This window comes from Pseudomonas edaphica (assembly GCF_005863185.1).
GTDB lineage: Bacteria > Pseudomonadota > Gammaproteobacteria > Pseudomonadales > Pseudomonadaceae > Aquipseudomonas > Aquipseudomonas edaphica.
In genome coordinates this window covers 1-14,797 of sequence record NZ_VBVZ01000091.1, presented here as the reverse complement: position 1 = coordinate 14,797, position 14,797 = coordinate 1, and the positions used below count along the sequence as shown (strand labels likewise).

The window sequence follows — 14,797 nt, the reverse complement described above, 5'->3', positions numbered from 1 at the left end:
CTCGGTGTCATAGACAAACCCGTCGGGCAACGCGCCTTCGCGCTTGAACGGCTGGCCGGTGGCGTCGGTAACGGCCTGCCAGTGCTCAAGGATATAGCGCCGTGTAGTCGGCTCGAGTGCCGCGCCGCTGCCGGTGCGCAAACCGCCCACCACCAGGTGCACATCCACGCCGGCCGCCTGGGCCTGCTCAACCAGCGCCTGCGCCACCGGGGCAAAGCCCCAGCACCAGGAACACATCGGGTCCATCACATAGAGCAGGCGCGCGGGCATGGGTCAGGCCTCGGAAGGGGTTTGCTTGTAGTTGAAGCCAATCGGGTGCGGCATGTTGCGGGCCTTGGCCAGTTCGATCTGCTTTTGCCGGTCGATGGCGCTGCGACGGGTCTTCTCCGGCAGCTTATCCCAGCAATGCGGGCAACTGATGCCAGCCACATAATGCTCGGACGCGCGGTCTTCTACGCTGACCGGTGTGCGACAGGCATGACATTGATCGTAGTCGCCTTCGCTCAGGTCGTGGCGCACGGTCACGCGATTGTCGAACACAAAGCAGTCGCCCTGCCATTTGGTTTCTGCCTGCGGCACCTCTTCGAGGTACTTCAGAATCCCGCCTTTAAGGTGGTAAACCTCGTCGAAACCTTCGCTGAGCATGTAGCTGGAAGCCTTCTCGCAACGAATGCCGCCGGTGCAGAACATCGCGACTTTCTTGTGCCTGGCCGGGTCGAAGTTGGCTTTGATATAGTCAGGAAATTCGCGAAAACTGGTGGTTTTCGGGTCGATTGCGCCTTCAAAGGTGCCGATCGACACTTCGTAGTCGTTGCGCGTGTCGATCAACAGCACTTCAGGGTCGCTGATCAACGCGTTCCAGTCCTGCGGGTCGACGTAGGTGCCGACCTTTTTGTTCGGGTCAACGCCTTCGACGCCCAGGGTCACGATCTCTTTCTTGAGCTTGACCTTGGTGCGGTAGAACGGCTGATCGTCGCAGTACGACTCTTTGTGGTCGATGTCGTCCATGCGTGGGTCGTTCTTGAGCCAGGCCATAAGACCATCAATGCCTTCACGGCTGCCGGAAACGGTGCCGTTGATGCCTTCTTCGGCGATCAGCAAGGTGCCTTTGATACCGTTATCGACCATTGCCTGCAGCAGTGGCTCGCGCAGGGCGACGTAATCTTCGAGGGTGACGAACTTATACAGTGCCGCCACGACAATCGGTTGAGTCATGGGTGTTCTCTCCAGGTGGCTACCCTCGTAAGGGGTGAACCGGATGCAAAAAAAACGCGCCGGCTAAGCGGCGCGTTGCGGATTCTAACAAAATTGGCGACGTTTATGGGCCGCCTCTTTACTGTGGCGAGGGAGCTTGCTCCCGCTGGGCTGCGAAGCGGCACCGATAAGGCGATTGTGACCTTTCACAAAGATCGCAGTGATGGGCATCAGGGCTGCTGCGCAGCCCAACGGGAGCAAGCTCCCTCGCCACATAACGCCCATGCGCCACAGTGTCAGTGCCCGCCGGCGCAGGTCGGCGAGGCCGGGGCTGCGTCGATTTTCGCCCATTCGTCAGGCGTGTAGGTATGCAGCGCCAACGCATGGAATTCGCTCATCAGGTCAGCCAGGGTGGCATAGACCTTCTGATGGCGCTTGACGCGGTTGAGCCCCTCGAACTGCTGGCTGACCAGCACGGCCTTGAAGTGGCTCTGCAACCCACGGCTGTGCATATGGCTTTCATCCAGCACGCTCAAGTATTCCGGGCTCAGGGCGACGAGTGCCGATTCGATACGCTGTTGCATGGTCATTCCTGTTTACTTCTTCTTGGCCGGGGCCGGGGCTTTAGGCGTCAGCTCGTTGGTCATGTCTTCGAGCAGCTTGTTCACCACAGGTACCGCGCTTTCCAGCTTGGCCTGGGTCATCTGGGCCGATTGCTGGGTCAGTTGCGGCATTTTTTCCAGGACTTTCTTGCCCAGCGGCGACTGGTAGAAGGCTACCAGGTCCTTGAGCTCGGATTCGCTGAAGTTGGTGGTGTAGAGCTTGACCATGTCCGGCTTCAGCTTCGGCCAGCCGATGGCCTGGTCCAGCGCAGCATTGGCCTTGGCCTGGTAGCTGTCGAGTACGGACTGCTTGGCGGCAGGTGCCTTGGTCTGGGCGAAACGCTGGGCAAACATTTGCTGCACTTGCATGTACACCGGGGTACCCAGCTTGTCAGCGTGGGCCAGGGTCAGGAAGGCTTCGGCACTGGCGTTATGGCTGGCGGTATCGGCAAAAACCTGGCCGCTGGCGCAAACCAGAGCAACCGCGGTACAGATGGCACGAAGACGAGTCATCGAGTTTCCTTTCTAGCAGGCGAGGTAAGACCCCAAGGGCGACCATTCTGCGCCTAAAAAACCTTGCGGCTCAACCCCAGGCCTTGTTCAGCCTGGTTTTGCGGGGGCACGGGGCTGGGATCTGCCTTTCTATGCGAGCCGGCTTGTCGAATCGTCGCACCGCTGCGATGCAAGCACCGCGGTTTATCAGTGACAACCCGTTGACGCCATCGCAGGCAGCCTGAACCGCATGGGAATACCCTCGATGAAAAGTCTTTTATGGAACCCCACCAACGGATCACAGCCTAAACTGCGCAAACGAACCTGAAGGAGTGTGCCCGATGAGCCGTATCGAAACCGACAGCCTGGGAGACGTCCAAGTCCCGGATGACGCTTACTGGGGCGCCCAGACCCAACGCTCGCTGGTGAACTTCGCCATCGGCGAGCAACGCATGCCGCTGGCGGTGTTGCACGCGCTGGCCCTGATCAAGAAAGCCGCAGCACGGGTCAACGACCGCAACGGCGACTTGCCCGCCGACATCGCCCGCCTGATCGAACAGGCCGCCGATGAAGTGCTCGACGGCCAGCACGACGACCAGTTCCCGCTGGTGGTATGGCAGACCGGCAGCGGCACCCAAAGCAATATGAACGCCAATGAAGTGATCGCCGGCCGCGCCAACGAGCTGTCGGGCAAGGCCCGTGGCGGCAAAAGCCCGGTGCATCCCAATGACCATGTGAACCGCTCGCAAAGCTCCAACGACTGCTTTCCCACGGCCATGAGCATTGCGGCGGTGCAGGCGGTTCATCAACGCCTGTTCCCGGCGATCGCCACGCTTTCTGGCGGTTTGGCCGAGCTGGCTGCACGCCATATGAAACTGGTGAAAACCGGCCGCACCCATATGATGGATGCCACGCCGATCACCTTCGGCCAGGAAGTCTCGGCCTTTATCGCCCAACTCGACTACGCCGAGCGCGCCATCCGTAGCGCCCTGCCCGCTGTGTGCGAGTTGGCCCAGGGCGGCACCGCCGTGGGCACCGGGCTCAATTCGCCGCATGGCTTTGGTGAGGCGATCGCCTCCGAGCTGGCGGCCTTGTCCGGCTTGCCGTTCGTTACCGCCCCCAACAAGTTCGCCGCCCTCTCCGGCCACGAACCGCTGGTCACCCTGCACGGCGCACTGAAGACCCTGGCGGTGGCGCTGATGAAGCTCGCCAACGACCTGCGCCTGCTGGGTTCCGGCCCACGCGCAGGCCTGGCTGAGGTCAAGCTGCCGGCCAATGAGCCGGGCAGCTCGATCATGCCCGGCAAGGTCAACCCCACCCAGTGCGAAGCGCTGTCGATGCTGGCCTGCCAGGTGCTGGGCAATGACGTGACCATCGGCATCGCCGCCAGTCAAGGGCACTTGCAGCTGAACGTGTACAAGCCGGTGATCATCCACAACCTGCTCGAATCGATCCGCCTGCTGGCCGACGGCTGCAACAACTTCCAGGAGCACTGCATCGCAGGCCTTGAGCCGGATGCCGAGCAAATGGCCGAGCACCTGGAGCGCGGCTTGATGCTGGTAACGGCGCTCAACCCGCATATCGGCTACGACAAGTCGGCGCAGATTGCCAAGAAGGCGTACGCCGAAGGCTTGACGCTACGCCAGGCGGCGCTGGACCTGGGTTATCTGACTGATGAAGAGTTCGACCAGTGGGTGCGCCCGGAGAACATGCTGGAAGCCGGCCACTGAGAGAACTGGCGACTCGGTGAGTCAGTTAAAGCTGGGTGGGGCTGCTGCGCAGCCCAACGCAGGGCAAGCCTGCTCGCCACAGTGAGAGTGTTCGTCCTTAATAAGGTATTAAGACGCCATACGCACCCGCCGGGCCTTGAGCCCGGCGAGCAGCGACGGCGCCAGTGCTACCGTCGCTGAACCCAGCATCACCACCAATGCCCCTATATAGCCCACGGCATTGATCTCTTCTGCCTGCACATAGTCCGGCCACAGCCACGCCGCCACCGCCACCGCCACAAAGGTCACCAACGGCGTCAGCGCCAGGGTCGCACTGACGCGCGAGGCCTCCCAATGCGCCAGTGCTTCGGCAAACGCACCATAGGCCACCAGCGTGTTCATGCAGCACGCGAGCAGCAACCAGCCTTGCAGCGGACTCAATTGCAACGCCTCCAGCGGATGTGCCCATGGCGTGAGCAACAGGGCGCACGACAAGTAGATCACCATCATCACCTGCAGCGAATTCCACACCGTGAGCAATTGCTTCTGGCCCAGGGCATAGAACACCCAGATGGTGGTAGCCAGCAGGATCGTCAACACGCCCGCCGTGTAGGTGCCCATGGAGGTCAGCAGCTCAGCCAGGCGCTGGTTGAAGAACAGACCAAAGCCCAAGATCAGCACCGCCAGCCCCATGCCCTGCCCCAGGCTGAAACGCTCCTTGAACACGAACACACTGGCAATCATCAAAAAAATCGGCCCCATCTGCACCACCAATTGCGCGGTGCCGGGGCTGAGCATTTTCAGGCCCACCAGGTACAACACGTAGTTGCCCACCAAACCACACACGGCCATCGCCACCAGCCAGCCGCCCCTGGGACCAAGCACCTTGCGACTGGGCAAGCGTTTGCTCAGCGCCAGGTAGATAAACAGGCAACTGCCGGCCACCACCAGGCGAAACCAGGTGACGGTGATCGGGTCCATCACCTGCAATACTTGCTTGAGTTTGATCGGCAGAATGCCCCAGAGAAACGCAGTCAGCAGGGTCAGGCCAAAACCATAGACCCAGCGACCGGAAGAGATGTGCATGAGCGCCCCAAAATGCCAGAGGTGGAGGAGCTGGCATTCTAGGGCGAGGCGTTGTGCTTTGGGTATCGATCATTTGGGGGTCAGGGCACCCCCATCACCAACACACCACTGCCGCTGATGGCGCCAGGCGTCGGCAGTGAACCATTGCGCCGCACCAGCGAAAACGTCACATCATCGCCGCCCACACTGTTGGTGATACGGGTGAGGAATGAGCCGTTGACAGACACTGCAGCACCGCCGCGCAACAACGCCGTGCCCACATCGGGATTGCTCATGATCAGCAGGCGCGGGTCGAACGCGGAACGGGTGCCTTTGTAGGTAATGGTGATCGGTGTGTTGATCCCACCGTCGGGGCATGAGTAGGTCAGCCTGCGGTTACTGACGACGGAGGATGTCAACGGGTCGGAGCCTATGGCGCGTTGGTGGACGTCGCCGAAGTTGATCTCGATCGGGTTGTTATTGTTGATGGTGCAGGTGGAGGGCGAGACGGTGAAGTTGTTGGCCGCCGTGTAGGTCACCGTGAGCTGTGGCCGGGTGCCGTCGTAATTGTTCGAGCTGGTCAGGCGCAACAGGCCGAGGTTGTCGCCGATGCGAACATCGAACGGGTTGGACGGATAATTACGCAGCAGAATGTAGGGGGTGACATTGATCGGGTAAAACACCCCGTTGTTGGGAATCGTGGCTATTGCTATGCCACTGGGCACGGGCGTGTTGTAGAACGAGCCGTTGATGCGCAAACCGGTGCCTTCGCCGGCAAACTTTGGCCCGGGCGTCCACGCGGTACCCGCAGCACTCCCACTTGCCCAGAAGTCCGAATGCCAGGCGGGGCCGCCGCTGTAAGTGAAGCGACATTCCAACCTTGCCCCTTCCAACATGACCCGGGTGCGGTCTGCACTCAGGGTCACCGTGACCGGAACCTGCAGGTTGGGGTTGCCATTTTGCCAAGGCCCACCATTTACGCGACAGTCGACGGCATACGCGGTCGTCGTCATACCCGCCAGCACGATAAGCACTGCTGCTGCATAGAGTCGTTTCATGTTTATCTCTCGTTGCTCCTGTCTACCCGGATGCCACCAATTCATGTCTGGACTGACGGCTCGCCGCTAGGGGTAGTCCAACGTAAAAGTAGAGGTCACCGTATACGCACCGTGCCCTATGGTTTGATCCCTGATCGCGGTCGGCTCGCCCTGCACATAGGCTTTGAGCTCAATGACATTGTTGCCATCGCTCAACAGCTGTTTGTCGCTGACGGCATTCAAGGGCAAGGGCTTGTCGCTCAGGGTTTCTATGCCCACGCCAATCCCCGTGGCGCCACTGCCACCATCCAGCGCCAGCAAACCCGGAAGTTCGCGGTTTTCCGTACCGCCGAACATGATGGTCACCGAGTCGCCAATGGTGGTGTCACAGTCCTCCAGGTGCAGCTGGAAGCGCTTACCCACTGAACGCGTGTTGAGGTAGAGGTACTTGCTGGTCAGGTCCCAGAGTTCCAGGGTTATGGCCTCATCACCAGGACGGATGGTGCAGGCCTCTTCCACCAGGTTGCCCTTGAAGCTCAGGTTGTCCGCCGCATGCCCCATGGGGATCAGGCCTAAACCGAGCAGCACTGCCAGCCAGGCCTTATGCACAATTTCATATCGCATCAACTCAGCTCCTACTGGTATTCGGCCAACAATGTGGCCACTGCCGTAAACCGCGCCGGGGTCAGAACCGCGCCAGGCTGTTGCACCGGCACCACCTCCAAGGTCGGCGGGGACGACAGGTTGATGTCCATTGGCGTATTGAGTGGAAATGGCAGGCTGTTCTGGAAAACCCGAATGCCCAGCGCCGGCACGCTGGTCTGCACAGCAGCGCCGTCAAACGTGGTGGCGGTGCCGTTGACGCTTAGCTTCAACTCCCACGGCAGCGTATCGGTGCCACAGTTAATGGCGTAGCCGACGCCTTTGCGGTATTTCACCCCATCGACGCGCTTGACCCCGACGTCGCCAAAATCGACTTCAATGGTGTTGCCGCCGTCAATGGTGCAGGGCGGAGGTTCATTCAGCGTGCCGCTGAACGTCAGGTTGGCCGACACACCACTGCACAGGCCGATGGAGCACAGGGCGAGCAAGGCCCGCTGTGGCCAAACCTTCATTGATCGTTCCTCATAGAGATAGCCGTTATCGGTCGCCGTCATTGGTAATCGACCACCAGGGTCGCGGTGGCATCGAACGCCCCGCCGGTCAGCTGGCTGCCCGCACGCTTGACTGGCACCGCCTGCACCACAGGGAAATTGGGATAGGTAAAATTCACCCGGGTATTGAGCGGCCAGTCAGCGCCATTCACGAACAGCTTGACCCCAAGGTCGGGCTTGCGAGTGGAGAGCACGCGGCTGTCAAACGCTGCACCGGTGCCGTTGAGTGCCAGGGTCAACGCATTGCTGTAGGGGGAATCGCAGGTGACGGTATACGGCACATCGCGACGATAATTGACCCCGTCCACCCGTGACGTCTGCAGGTCGTTGCCAAACGGTACATCCAACGTATTGCCGCTGTTAATCACACATGGCGGCGGTGCAATGATGACCGCGCGAATCGTCAAACTGGTCTGTGCCTGCACGCCTTGGCTGACAGCCAACAGCAGGCTGCCAGCGATCAGAATGGCCCACGGGCCGATTGAGTTAGCCATCGCTCTGCCCTTACTCATAGTTGAGCCTGAATTCCACCACGGCCCTGAAAGCCCCACTGCTCAACGGCGCGGAGGTGCGCGTAGGCCGAACATTCCAGGTCTGGGTATTGCGGCCCACGGGCAGAATCAACGGTTCGCCCTTTGAGCCCAGCTGTACATCCCGGCCAAGGGGATCAGTCAATTGCAGGCCCATCCCGGTGATGCCCTGGACTTTGACCAACCGTGGATCATCGGCGTCGGCCGGCGCGACAAACGCCACCGACAACACAGGTTGGTAAGCACTCCATGTCAGGTTGCCCGTGCGTTCGTTGCGCACGCGACCGGCGGTGCGCATACAGTCGGTAAAACGCAGTTGAAAAGCCTTGGCGGGCGCCTGATCACCAGGCCGTTGCAAATGGCTGGTCGACACCGCGTCCAGGTCCACCGTCTGGTGCAATGAGGTCATATCCAGACTGCAAGGCGACTCATTCATGGCCCCGAGGACATTCAACATTCCGCTCATCCCTTCGATATCTTCGTCATCGTCGGCGGCGTGCGCGCCCATCGCCAAGACCCATAACAGGCAGCCCAAGACCTTCACACTTTGCGACTTCATGATGTTCTCCAGCAGCATTACTCATTTCGGCGCTGAGGCCTGCGCGTTGACCTGGCACGTATTGCCATTGCAGGTGAACGCCAGGAGTGGACGGCCGCCGTAATCATTCACATAGGCCAGATAAGGTGACGTACCCAGTGCCTTGGCACTGGGGCCCAGGGTCAGCGCGTCCTTGGGGGGAACCATCACCGGTGCAAAGCCCGGCACGGTTTTACCGTCTTTGCTGGCACGTGCATCCACCAGGGTCACGTAGTACGGCGTCGGGTTATGGACCCGGTAGTGGTCGCCTTCGCGGGTCAGGGTCAGTTTCTGCTGCCAGGGGTTGGACAGGTCTTGCTGGCTCGGCGCAATCGCATCCGGGCGGTAGAACAACTTGATGCGGGTTTGCAGGGCAATTTGCAGGGTGTTGGATTTATCACTGCGCGGCGGGATTTCTCGCAAGTTGAAGTAATAGACCGTCTCGCGGTCCTGCGGCAACGACTTGGCGGCCGGCAGCGCCTGGACTTTCACCTGGCTTTGTTTGCCGGGTTCCAGGCGCTGGACCGGCGGCAGCACGATCAAGGGTGAGTTGATTTTTTTACCGGTTTCATCCTCGATCCAACCCTGGGCCAGGTACGGCAGCTGAGTATTGTTGTTGGTGATGTTCACGCTGGTGGCATCTTTGCCGCCATCGAAAATCACCCGGGTACGATCCAGGCCAACCGCGGCGCTGGCGCCCTGGCTCAAGCCTAGGGCCAGCAGCGCGAACGCTGGGAAGGTGAGGCGCATATCAAGCTTCATGAGGCTGTGTTCTCCGTGTCGGTAAGCTCCCCGGTCAGCGTGGCTGGCTCGGGCAGGGATGGGGCAGCGGCAACTCTCTGGCAGCGCAGCTGCAGGGCGTGCGTCAAGCCATCGACGGGCAGAACGGTGGGGAGCGTGAGGATGCATTGCTCGTTGCCGCCCCAACTGACGACCATCTGCTCGCCGGCCTGCAGGCCGCTGAGGTAGACATTGCCGCCGTCATTCACGATGCCGGTGTCCTGTTGCTTGAGGTTCTTCACCGTGGCGCCAAAGGGCGGCGAACTGCCATCCGGCAGGCGCAGAATCGCCATGGCTTTTTCACCGGCAATCACGCTCAGCGAGCGATAACCAATCGCCCCTTCGGTGAGCGTCAACTGCGTGACCGATTGAGTAGCTTCGACCGTGCTCGGCAAGCGCTCCAGGTCCACGCTGGCTGCCGTACGCTGATAGCTGCTGATATCGGAAATCACCGCTTTGCCGAAGGCATTGCTGCGGGTCGGCGAGCCGTAACCGCGCACCGGCACGTCGGGTACACCGCCGGTGTCGAGCATCAGGCGCGTGCCGCCGGTACTGGTGGTACGGTGCAAGGCCGCGCCATATTGCGTGACCGTGCCACCGCCACGCGCCGACACACCCAGGCTGCTGTAGCCGCCCTCTTGCGTGCTGGCGCTGACGTCGATATCGGCCTGGTCGCCCATATGGCTCAAGTAACCGCTGGCGGACGAATCGCTGGCACTGAGCTGATAGCTGTTGCGCTCATCGAGACGATCGCTGTAGCGCGTCGCAAAGTTGTTCCTGCCGGCGGTGCGGTTGGCGTCCATCGACAATGTGCCGGTGCGCCCCAGCGGCAGGCTGACCGTGACGGCCATGCCGTTGTCTTTGTAGTTGTATTCCTGGGTGCGGTACATGTTCAGGGACAGGCTCATGTTCTTGACCGTGCCCACGTTGAAGTAGCGCGACAGCGACAGGTTCCAGCGCTGGGTGTCGGGCCTATCCCAGTAGGTTTGCTTGTTGTAGCTGGCGTATACGGTGGCGCCCAGGTCACGAAACTGCTTGTTGACCGTGACCGTATACAGCGCCTTGCTGCCACCAATCGGCTTCCAGCCCTCACTCGGGTCACGGTAATCACCACGCCCGCCGAGTTCACCGTTCAGCCCGTAATACCGGGCATCCAGGTATTCACTCATGCTCAAGAAGTTTTTCTCGGAGAACCGGTAACCGGCGAAGGTCACCTGGCTGTCGTACTGCTCAAAGTTCTTGGAGTATTGAAGGCGGTAGGATTTACCCGAGAGCGTCTCGTTCCACACCTCGGCGTGAGACTGCGTCACATCCAGCGAGACCGCGCCGAACGCCAGCAAGTCGCGCCCCGCCCCCACGGACAACGCCCGATAGTTGTTATCGGTCATGCCGCCGCCAAATAACGACCAGCCATTGCTGATGCCCCAGGAAAACTCCCCGGTGCCGAAAAAGTCGCCGTCACCGCCATGCTGAAGGTTGGACGGGCGCCCGGATGCCAGCTTGTAACGTACTTGCCCCGGGCGGGTAAGGTAAGGAACCCCGGCCGTATCCATCTGGAAACTGTGGACCGAGCCGTCCTGTTCTTCCACCCGCACATCGAGCTTGCCCGTCACTGCATCCTGCAAGTCTTGAATACGAAAGGGCCCCGCCGCTACCAGGGTTTCGTAGAGCACGCGGCCCTGTTGGCTGATGATGACTTTGGCATTGGTCTTGGCCACCCCGACCACTTCCGGCGCATACCCACGCAGGTTGGGCGGTAACTGGCTTTCATCCGAGTTGAGCGCGGCACCGGTAAAGCGGAAGCTGTCGAACAGGTCCGAATACAGGTAGTTCTCGCCCACCACCAAACGTGCCTTCAGCGCAGGAATGGCGCGGTACGCGTAGTAGCGACTCCACTCCAGCTTTTGCGGCCCGGCCGCTTCCTGCCGGCCACGCTCGACGCGCCCCTGCCAATCGGCCCGCAACCGCCAGGCGCCGGCATTGGCGCCAACGGTGCCGTTGCCACTGAGGTTATTGCGGTTACCATCGCCGCGCTGGTAGTTGGACTGCGCCGTCAGACTGTAGTCAACCAACAACCCCGGCACCCCTTCGTCCCACCGCGAGGGCGGGTCCCAGTTGATGGCACTGTATTCGAGGTAGGCCTGGGGCAGATTGATACTCAGCGTGGACGTGGCGAGGTCGCCACTGACCTCGGTGCCCGGCAAGCTTTGAACATCAAGGCATTCGCCGCCCTTCCACCAGGCAAGTTTGTCGGCATCCGCCGCTTTTAGACCCAACTGTTCCACCAGGCTGCGAGATAAACACGCCTGACTGCCTTTGGGATCATTATCGGGGTGATAGAACGCCACCGATTGCTCGGTAATTGGCTGGCCGTTGATGTGCACGACCATCGAGTACGTGCCGGGCAAAATAAACCCGCTGCGCGCAAATTGAGACAAGTCAATGTTGGTGCGATCAATCAAGTCAAGAACGTCGGTATTAAACTCGATATCGCCGGCACCCATTGCAGTTCCCGCCAGAGACATCAGCCCGCCAAACAGACTCGGGCGCAGCGTGTTTTTGATCTTCGCTGTATTCAACATGAAAGCCTGTCCATCAATGTTCAAAAGTATTCCAACTTGAACCGCACTGCGGCACTGTGGGCGCCCACTACCAGTGGCAGTCCATTGCCAACCAGATAAAACCTGTAGTTAAGTGTCATATCGCCCTCCGACAGTGGCGTAGGCGACATTCGCTGCCCGGGAATACTCTCTTCGCCGGCCGCGTCCACAATGTGCAGGGCAACCCCCTGGGAGCCACCGAACACAGCAAAGGAAAGCCCAGCCCGGTCGGTCGGCCCATCAAACGTCACCCGCATGTGCTCCCAGTCAGGCAGGGTTGCCCCTGGGCGCGACGGGTCCGGACGTGTCAGTGAGCAGTTGACCAAACGCAACTGAAACGGGTGATCTTCTCCCCGCGTGTTGCGCAACAGCCGGCCAACTGGCTCCGACGGCATCTCGATGGTTTGATCGATACTGCTCAGCTCCAGCCCGCAGGCTGAGTCCACGACTTCTCCGCCCAACAGGACGACGCCTTCACCCTGCGAAGCGTCCTGGGCCAGAGCGTAAGGGCAGATCAACGTCGTCAATGAAGAGGCGATAGCCAAACGTAGGAATGTTTTCACCTGGATCTCCCGTCAGCGTCCCCCCGCCACACGTGGTGGCGGGGGGAAAAACTTACTGATAAGCCAAGGTAAAGTTGGTTACTGCGCTGAAATCGCCAGGAATGATCGGGTCCGTGGCGGCACCTTGCACATAAGCGCCGAACTCCAGGGTGTTGTTGCCGGTGGAGATGACTTGCGGTGTGGTAGGAACACCCAGCTCAACAGGTGCGCCACCGTGGGTCATCATGATGCCCACGCCGCCAGCGCCGCCGACCGTACCGATCGCACCTGGAACCACGCTCGACGGTGCGCCGGTGAAGGTCGTGGTCACGGTGTTATCGGTCAGGCCGGACAGGTCGCAGCCTTCCAGTTCAATCAGCACGCGGCGCGCTTCAGACTTGCCGCCCGATTCCAGTTGGTGTTTGGCAATCGCCCCCAGGCGAACGGTCTGATCCACAGAGTCAGGCTTGATGGAGCAAGCACCCGAATGCACCGACCCCAGAAACGTGACGGTCCCATCCGCTGCCTGCGCAACAGAGATCGAGCCGGCCAACAGACCGATAGACAACAGCGCAGCTTTCATTTTGGTATTCATCTACAGATTCCCACTTATTAACAAGTGTCATTAAAGAAGCCCGGCCACAGGTCGGTGCAGGGCTGATTAAACGAGCGGTTATAACCCGTGCTGTTAAGCCGATGATTCCTGAGTTTTTCCAACTTGTTGTATTGCAATCCAGGAATCAGCTCAACGCCGGGCAATTCTCCACTTCACACTTGAGCAAGTAAGCCGTCTGTTTCCGCAAACCAAGTAGCCGCAGTACGCCAAAGCGCGCAGGAAAAACATGGCTATTTGCCAAAACTTTAAAACTGGCTGAAGGAAAAGGACTACATGCAGATTAATGAGAACAATTCAAATCAGACCGTCTCTGTAAGATGGGGATTACGCGCATTAAAAAATAACCGTGTTTACGGACTTTGAGCAACTAATCAAACAAGCAGAGAAGTACCTGATTATTACCAAACAGCGAATGCGCAAAGGGGGAGCACGCTCCCCCTTTTGTATGGATAGGTGTGAGCTGTCGATTGACTAACGCACCGCCTCAAACAATCCGGTAGCGCCCATGCCACCGCCCACGCACATAGTGACGATGCCGTAGCGCAGGTTACGTCGCTGCAACTCACGCACCAGGTGCCCGACCTGCCGCGACCCGGTCATGCCGAACGGGTGGCCAATGGAGATCGAGCCACCGTTGACGTTGTATTTGCCATTGTCGATTTCCAGGCGATTGCGAGCATAGAGGCACTGCGAGGCAAACGCTTCGTTAAGCTCCCACAGGTCGATATCCGCCACCTGCAAACCCTTGGCCTTGAGCAATTTGGGTACCGAGAACACCGGTCCGATGCCCATCTCGTCCGGCTCGCAACCGGCCACGGTAAAGCCACGGAAAAACGCCTTGGGTTTGAGTCCCAATTGCAGGGCTTTTTCCAGGCTCATCACCAAGGTCATCGAAGCGCCATCGGACAACTGCGAAGAGTTGCCCGCCGTCACCGAACCGTCTTCGGCAAACACCGGCTTGAGGCCATTGAGGCTGGCCAGTGTGGTGTCCGGGCGGTTGCAGTCGTCACGGTCGACCACGCCATCGAGCACCTGCACCTCGCCGGTGTTTTTGTCTTCGACCTTGTACTTGACGGCCATCGGCACGATTTCATCGTTGAACAAGCCGTCGGCCTGGGCCTGGGCGGTACGTTGCTGGCTTTGCAGGGCGTACAGGTCCTGTTCTTCGCGGCTGACGTTATAGCGGCGCGCGACGATCTCGGCAGTCTGGCCCATGGGGAAGTAGATGCCCGGCACCTGCTCTTTGAGCAGCGGGTTGATCAGGTTATCGGTGTTGACACTTTTCATGGTCAGGCTGATGGACTCGACACCACCGGCAACGATGATATCGCTGCAACCCGAGGCAATCTGGTTGGCCGCAATCGCAATCGCCTGCAAGCCCGAGGAACAGAACCGGTTGAGGGTCATGCCCGCCGTCCCGGTGCCCAGTTGCGAGAGCACCGCCACGTTGCGCCCGATGTTGTAGCCCTGGGCACCTTCGTTGGAGCCGGCGCCGACGATGCAATCCTCGACCGTCGCCGGGTCGACGCCATTACGCGCCAGCAGCGCGTTGACGCAATGGGCCGCCATGTCATCCGGGCGCGTCTGGTTGAACTTGCCACGAAAGGACTTGGCCAGGCCGGTTCGCACGCTGTCGACGATCACTACTTCACGCATGGGCTACCTCGATCTTGTGGTTGGGAGATGGACCGAGCATAGAGGCCGGCCTGCCCAACCGCGACGATCATTCACCTGGCATATACAAAAGCATGACCGCCTGAACGAGGCTTCTGTGGCGAGCAGGCTTGCCCTGCGCTGGGCTGGGCTGCGAAGTGGCCCCAAAACCTGCCAATGAGGTCTGCCTGAGAGAACGCGCTGCCTGGGTCGGGGGCTGCTGCGCAGCCCAACGCAGGGCAAGCC

General features: G+C 60.2%; 15 protein-coding genes and 1 pseudogene. 1 reads left to right on the top strand and 15 read right to left on the bottom strand.

All coding sequences use genetic code 11. The annotated features are described in order from the left end of the window. The 4 genes and pseudogenes from FEM54_RS08625 to FEM54_RS08605 all read right to left on the bottom strand — a co-directional run. Window positions 1–270, bottom strand: a pseudogene (locus FEM54_RS08625) (DsbA family protein); the annotation flags it as partial. 3 nt (window positions 271–273) lie between these two features. After that, complete coding sequence (gene trhO, locus FEM54_RS08620; protein ID WP_017137796.1) at window positions 274–1,215, bottom strand: oxygen-dependent tRNA uridine(34) hydroxylase TrhO; 942 nt, start codon at window positions 1,213–1,215, stop codon at window positions 274–276. A gap of 275 nt (window positions 1,216–1,490) precedes the next feature. Beyond that, window positions 1,491–1,784 (bottom strand): BolA family protein, encoded by a 294-nt coding sequence (locus FEM54_RS08610; protein WP_017137797.1) that lies wholly within the window; start codon window positions 1,782–1,784, stop codon window positions 1,491–1,493. A gap of 6 nt (window positions 1,785–1,790) precedes the next feature. Further along, window positions 1,791–2,309: a DUF2059 domain-containing protein gene (locus FEM54_RS08605; RefSeq protein ID WP_017137798.1), complete on the bottom strand. Its 519-nt coding sequence runs from the start codon at window positions 2,307–2,309 to the stop codon at window positions 1,791–1,793. 320 nt (window positions 2,310–2,629) lie between these two features. Between FEM54_RS08605 and FEM54_RS08600 the strand changes: the two genes are divergently transcribed. Further along, window positions 2,630–4,018: a class II fumarate hydratase gene (locus FEM54_RS08600; protein ID WP_017137799.1), complete on the top strand. Its 1,389-nt coding sequence runs from the start codon at window positions 2,630–2,632 to the stop codon at window positions 4,016–4,018. Between the two features lie 108 nt (window positions 4,019–4,126). Here the strand turns inward: FEM54_RS08600 and FEM54_RS08595 are convergent, their stop codons facing one another. The 11 genes from FEM54_RS08595 to FEM54_RS08545 form a co-directional block, all read right to left on the bottom strand. Beyond that, window positions 4,127–5,083 carry a DMT family transporter gene (locus FEM54_RS08595; protein WP_017137800.1) on the bottom strand — a complete coding sequence of 319 codons (957 nt, stop codon included), beginning with the start codon at window positions 5,081–5,083 and terminating at the stop codon, window positions 4,127–4,129. An 80-nt stretch (window positions 5,084–5,163) separates the two neighbouring features. After that, a complete protein-coding gene (locus FEM54_RS08590) occupies window positions 5,164–6,120 on the bottom strand; it encodes a fimbrial protein (protein WP_138450433.1) in 957 nt (318 codons plus the stop codon). Window positions 6,121–6,186: 66 nt separating this feature from the next. Beyond that, a complete protein-coding gene (locus FEM54_RS08585; RefSeq protein ID WP_138450431.1) occupies window positions 6,187–6,723 on the bottom strand; it encodes a fimbrial protein in 537 nt (178 codons plus the stop codon). An 11-nt stretch (window positions 6,724–6,734) separates the two neighbouring features. Further along, window positions 6,735–7,214, bottom strand: a complete 480-nt coding sequence (locus FEM54_RS08580; RefSeq protein ID WP_138450429.1) for a fimbrial protein — start codon at window positions 7,212–7,214, stop codon at window positions 6,735–6,737. A gap of 38 nt (window positions 7,215–7,252) precedes the next feature. Then, entirely contained in the window at window positions 7,253–7,747 is a 495-nt protein-coding gene (locus FEM54_RS08575; protein ID WP_138450427.1) for a fimbrial protein, read from the bottom strand. A gap of 10 nt (window positions 7,748–7,757) precedes the next feature. After that, window positions 7,758–8,342, bottom strand: coding sequence for a fimbrial protein (locus tag FEM54_RS08570; protein ID WP_026013763.1), 585 nt, complete (start codon window positions 8,340–8,342; stop codon window positions 7,758–7,760). Between the two features lie 21 nt (window positions 8,343–8,363). Then, window positions 8,364–9,122: a fimbria/pilus periplasmic chaperone gene (locus FEM54_RS08565; protein WP_099548932.1), complete on the bottom strand. Its 759-nt coding sequence runs from the start codon at window positions 9,120–9,122 to the stop codon at window positions 8,364–8,366. Further along, the gene (locus FEM54_RS08560) at window positions 9,119–11,722 is read right to left on the bottom strand and encodes an outer membrane usher protein (protein ID WP_171045811.1); all 2,604 of its coding nucleotides are present in this window, start codon (window positions 11,720–11,722) and stop codon (window positions 9,119–9,121) included. Before FEM54_RS08560 ends, FEM54_RS08565 begins: the two co-directional genes overlap by 4 nt. Before the next feature lie 20 nt (window positions 11,723–11,742). Further along, entirely contained in the window at window positions 11,743–12,303 is a 561-nt protein-coding gene (locus FEM54_RS08555) for a fimbrial protein (RefSeq protein WP_017137809.1), read from the bottom strand. Window positions 12,304–12,355: 52 nt separating this feature from the next. Further along, a complete protein-coding gene (locus FEM54_RS08550; protein ID WP_425326919.1) occupies window positions 12,356–12,865 on the bottom strand; it encodes a fimbrial protein in 510 nt (169 codons plus the stop codon). Between the two features lie 504 nt (window positions 12,866–13,369). Then, the gene (locus tag FEM54_RS08545) at window positions 13,370–14,554 is read right to left on the bottom strand and encodes a thiolase family protein (protein WP_017137811.1); all 1,185 of its coding nucleotides are present in this window, start codon (window positions 14,552–14,554) and stop codon (window positions 13,370–13,372) included. Window positions 14,555–14,797: the final 243 nt, after the last annotated feature.

Coding starts and splice junctions, on each gene's coding strand:
- FEM54_RS08600 (WP_017137799.1), top strand. CDS start 2,630: ATGAGCCGTATCGAAACCGACAGCCTGGGAGACGTCCAAGTCCCGGAT.
- trhO (WP_017137796.1), bottom strand. CDS start 1,215: ATGACTCAACCGATTGTCGTGGCGGCACTGTATAAGTTCGTCACCCTC.
- FEM54_RS08580 (WP_138450429.1), bottom strand. CDS start 7,214: ATGAAGGTTTGGCCACAGCGGGCCTTGCTCGCCCTGTGCTCCATCGGC.
- FEM54_RS08560 (WP_171045811.1), bottom strand. CDS start 11,722: ATGTTGAATACAGCGAAGATCAAAAACACGCTGCGCCCGAGTCTGTTT.
- FEM54_RS08550 (WP_425326919.1), bottom strand. CDS start 12,865: ATGAAAGCTGCGCTGTTGTCTATCGGTCTGTTGGCCGGCTCGATCTCT.
- FEM54_RS08585 (WP_138450431.1), bottom strand. CDS start 6,723: ATGCGATATGAAATTGTGCATAAGGCCTGGCTGGCAGTGCTGCTCGGT.
- FEM54_RS08570 (WP_026013763.1), bottom strand. CDS start 8,342: ATGAAGTCGCAAAGTGTGAAGGTCTTGGGCTGCCTGTTATGGGTCTTG.
- FEM54_RS08545 (WP_017137811.1), bottom strand. CDS start 14,554: ATGCGTGAAGTAGTGATCGTCGACAGCGTGCGAACCGGCCTGGCCAAG.
- FEM54_RS08575 (WP_138450427.1), bottom strand. CDS start 7,747: ATGGCTAACTCAATCGGCCCGTGGGCCATTCTGATCGCTGGCAGCCTG.
- FEM54_RS08595 (WP_017137800.1), bottom strand. CDS start 5,083: ATGCACATCTCTTCCGGTCGCTGGGTCTATGGTTTTGGCCTGACCCTG.
- FEM54_RS08590 (WP_138450433.1), bottom strand. CDS start 6,120: ATGAAACGACTCTATGCAGCAGCAGTGCTTATCGTGCTGGCGGGTATG.
- FEM54_RS08605 (WP_017137798.1), bottom strand. CDS start 2,309: ATGACTCGTCTTCGTGCCATCTGTACCGCGGTTGCTCTGGTTTGCGCC.
- FEM54_RS08565 (WP_099548932.1), bottom strand. CDS start 9,122: ATGAAGCTTGATATGCGCCTCACCTTCCCAGCGTTCGCGCTGCTGGCC.
- FEM54_RS08610 (WP_017137797.1), bottom strand. CDS start 1,784: ATGACCATGCAACAGCGTATCGAATCGGCACTCGTCGCCCTGAGCCCG.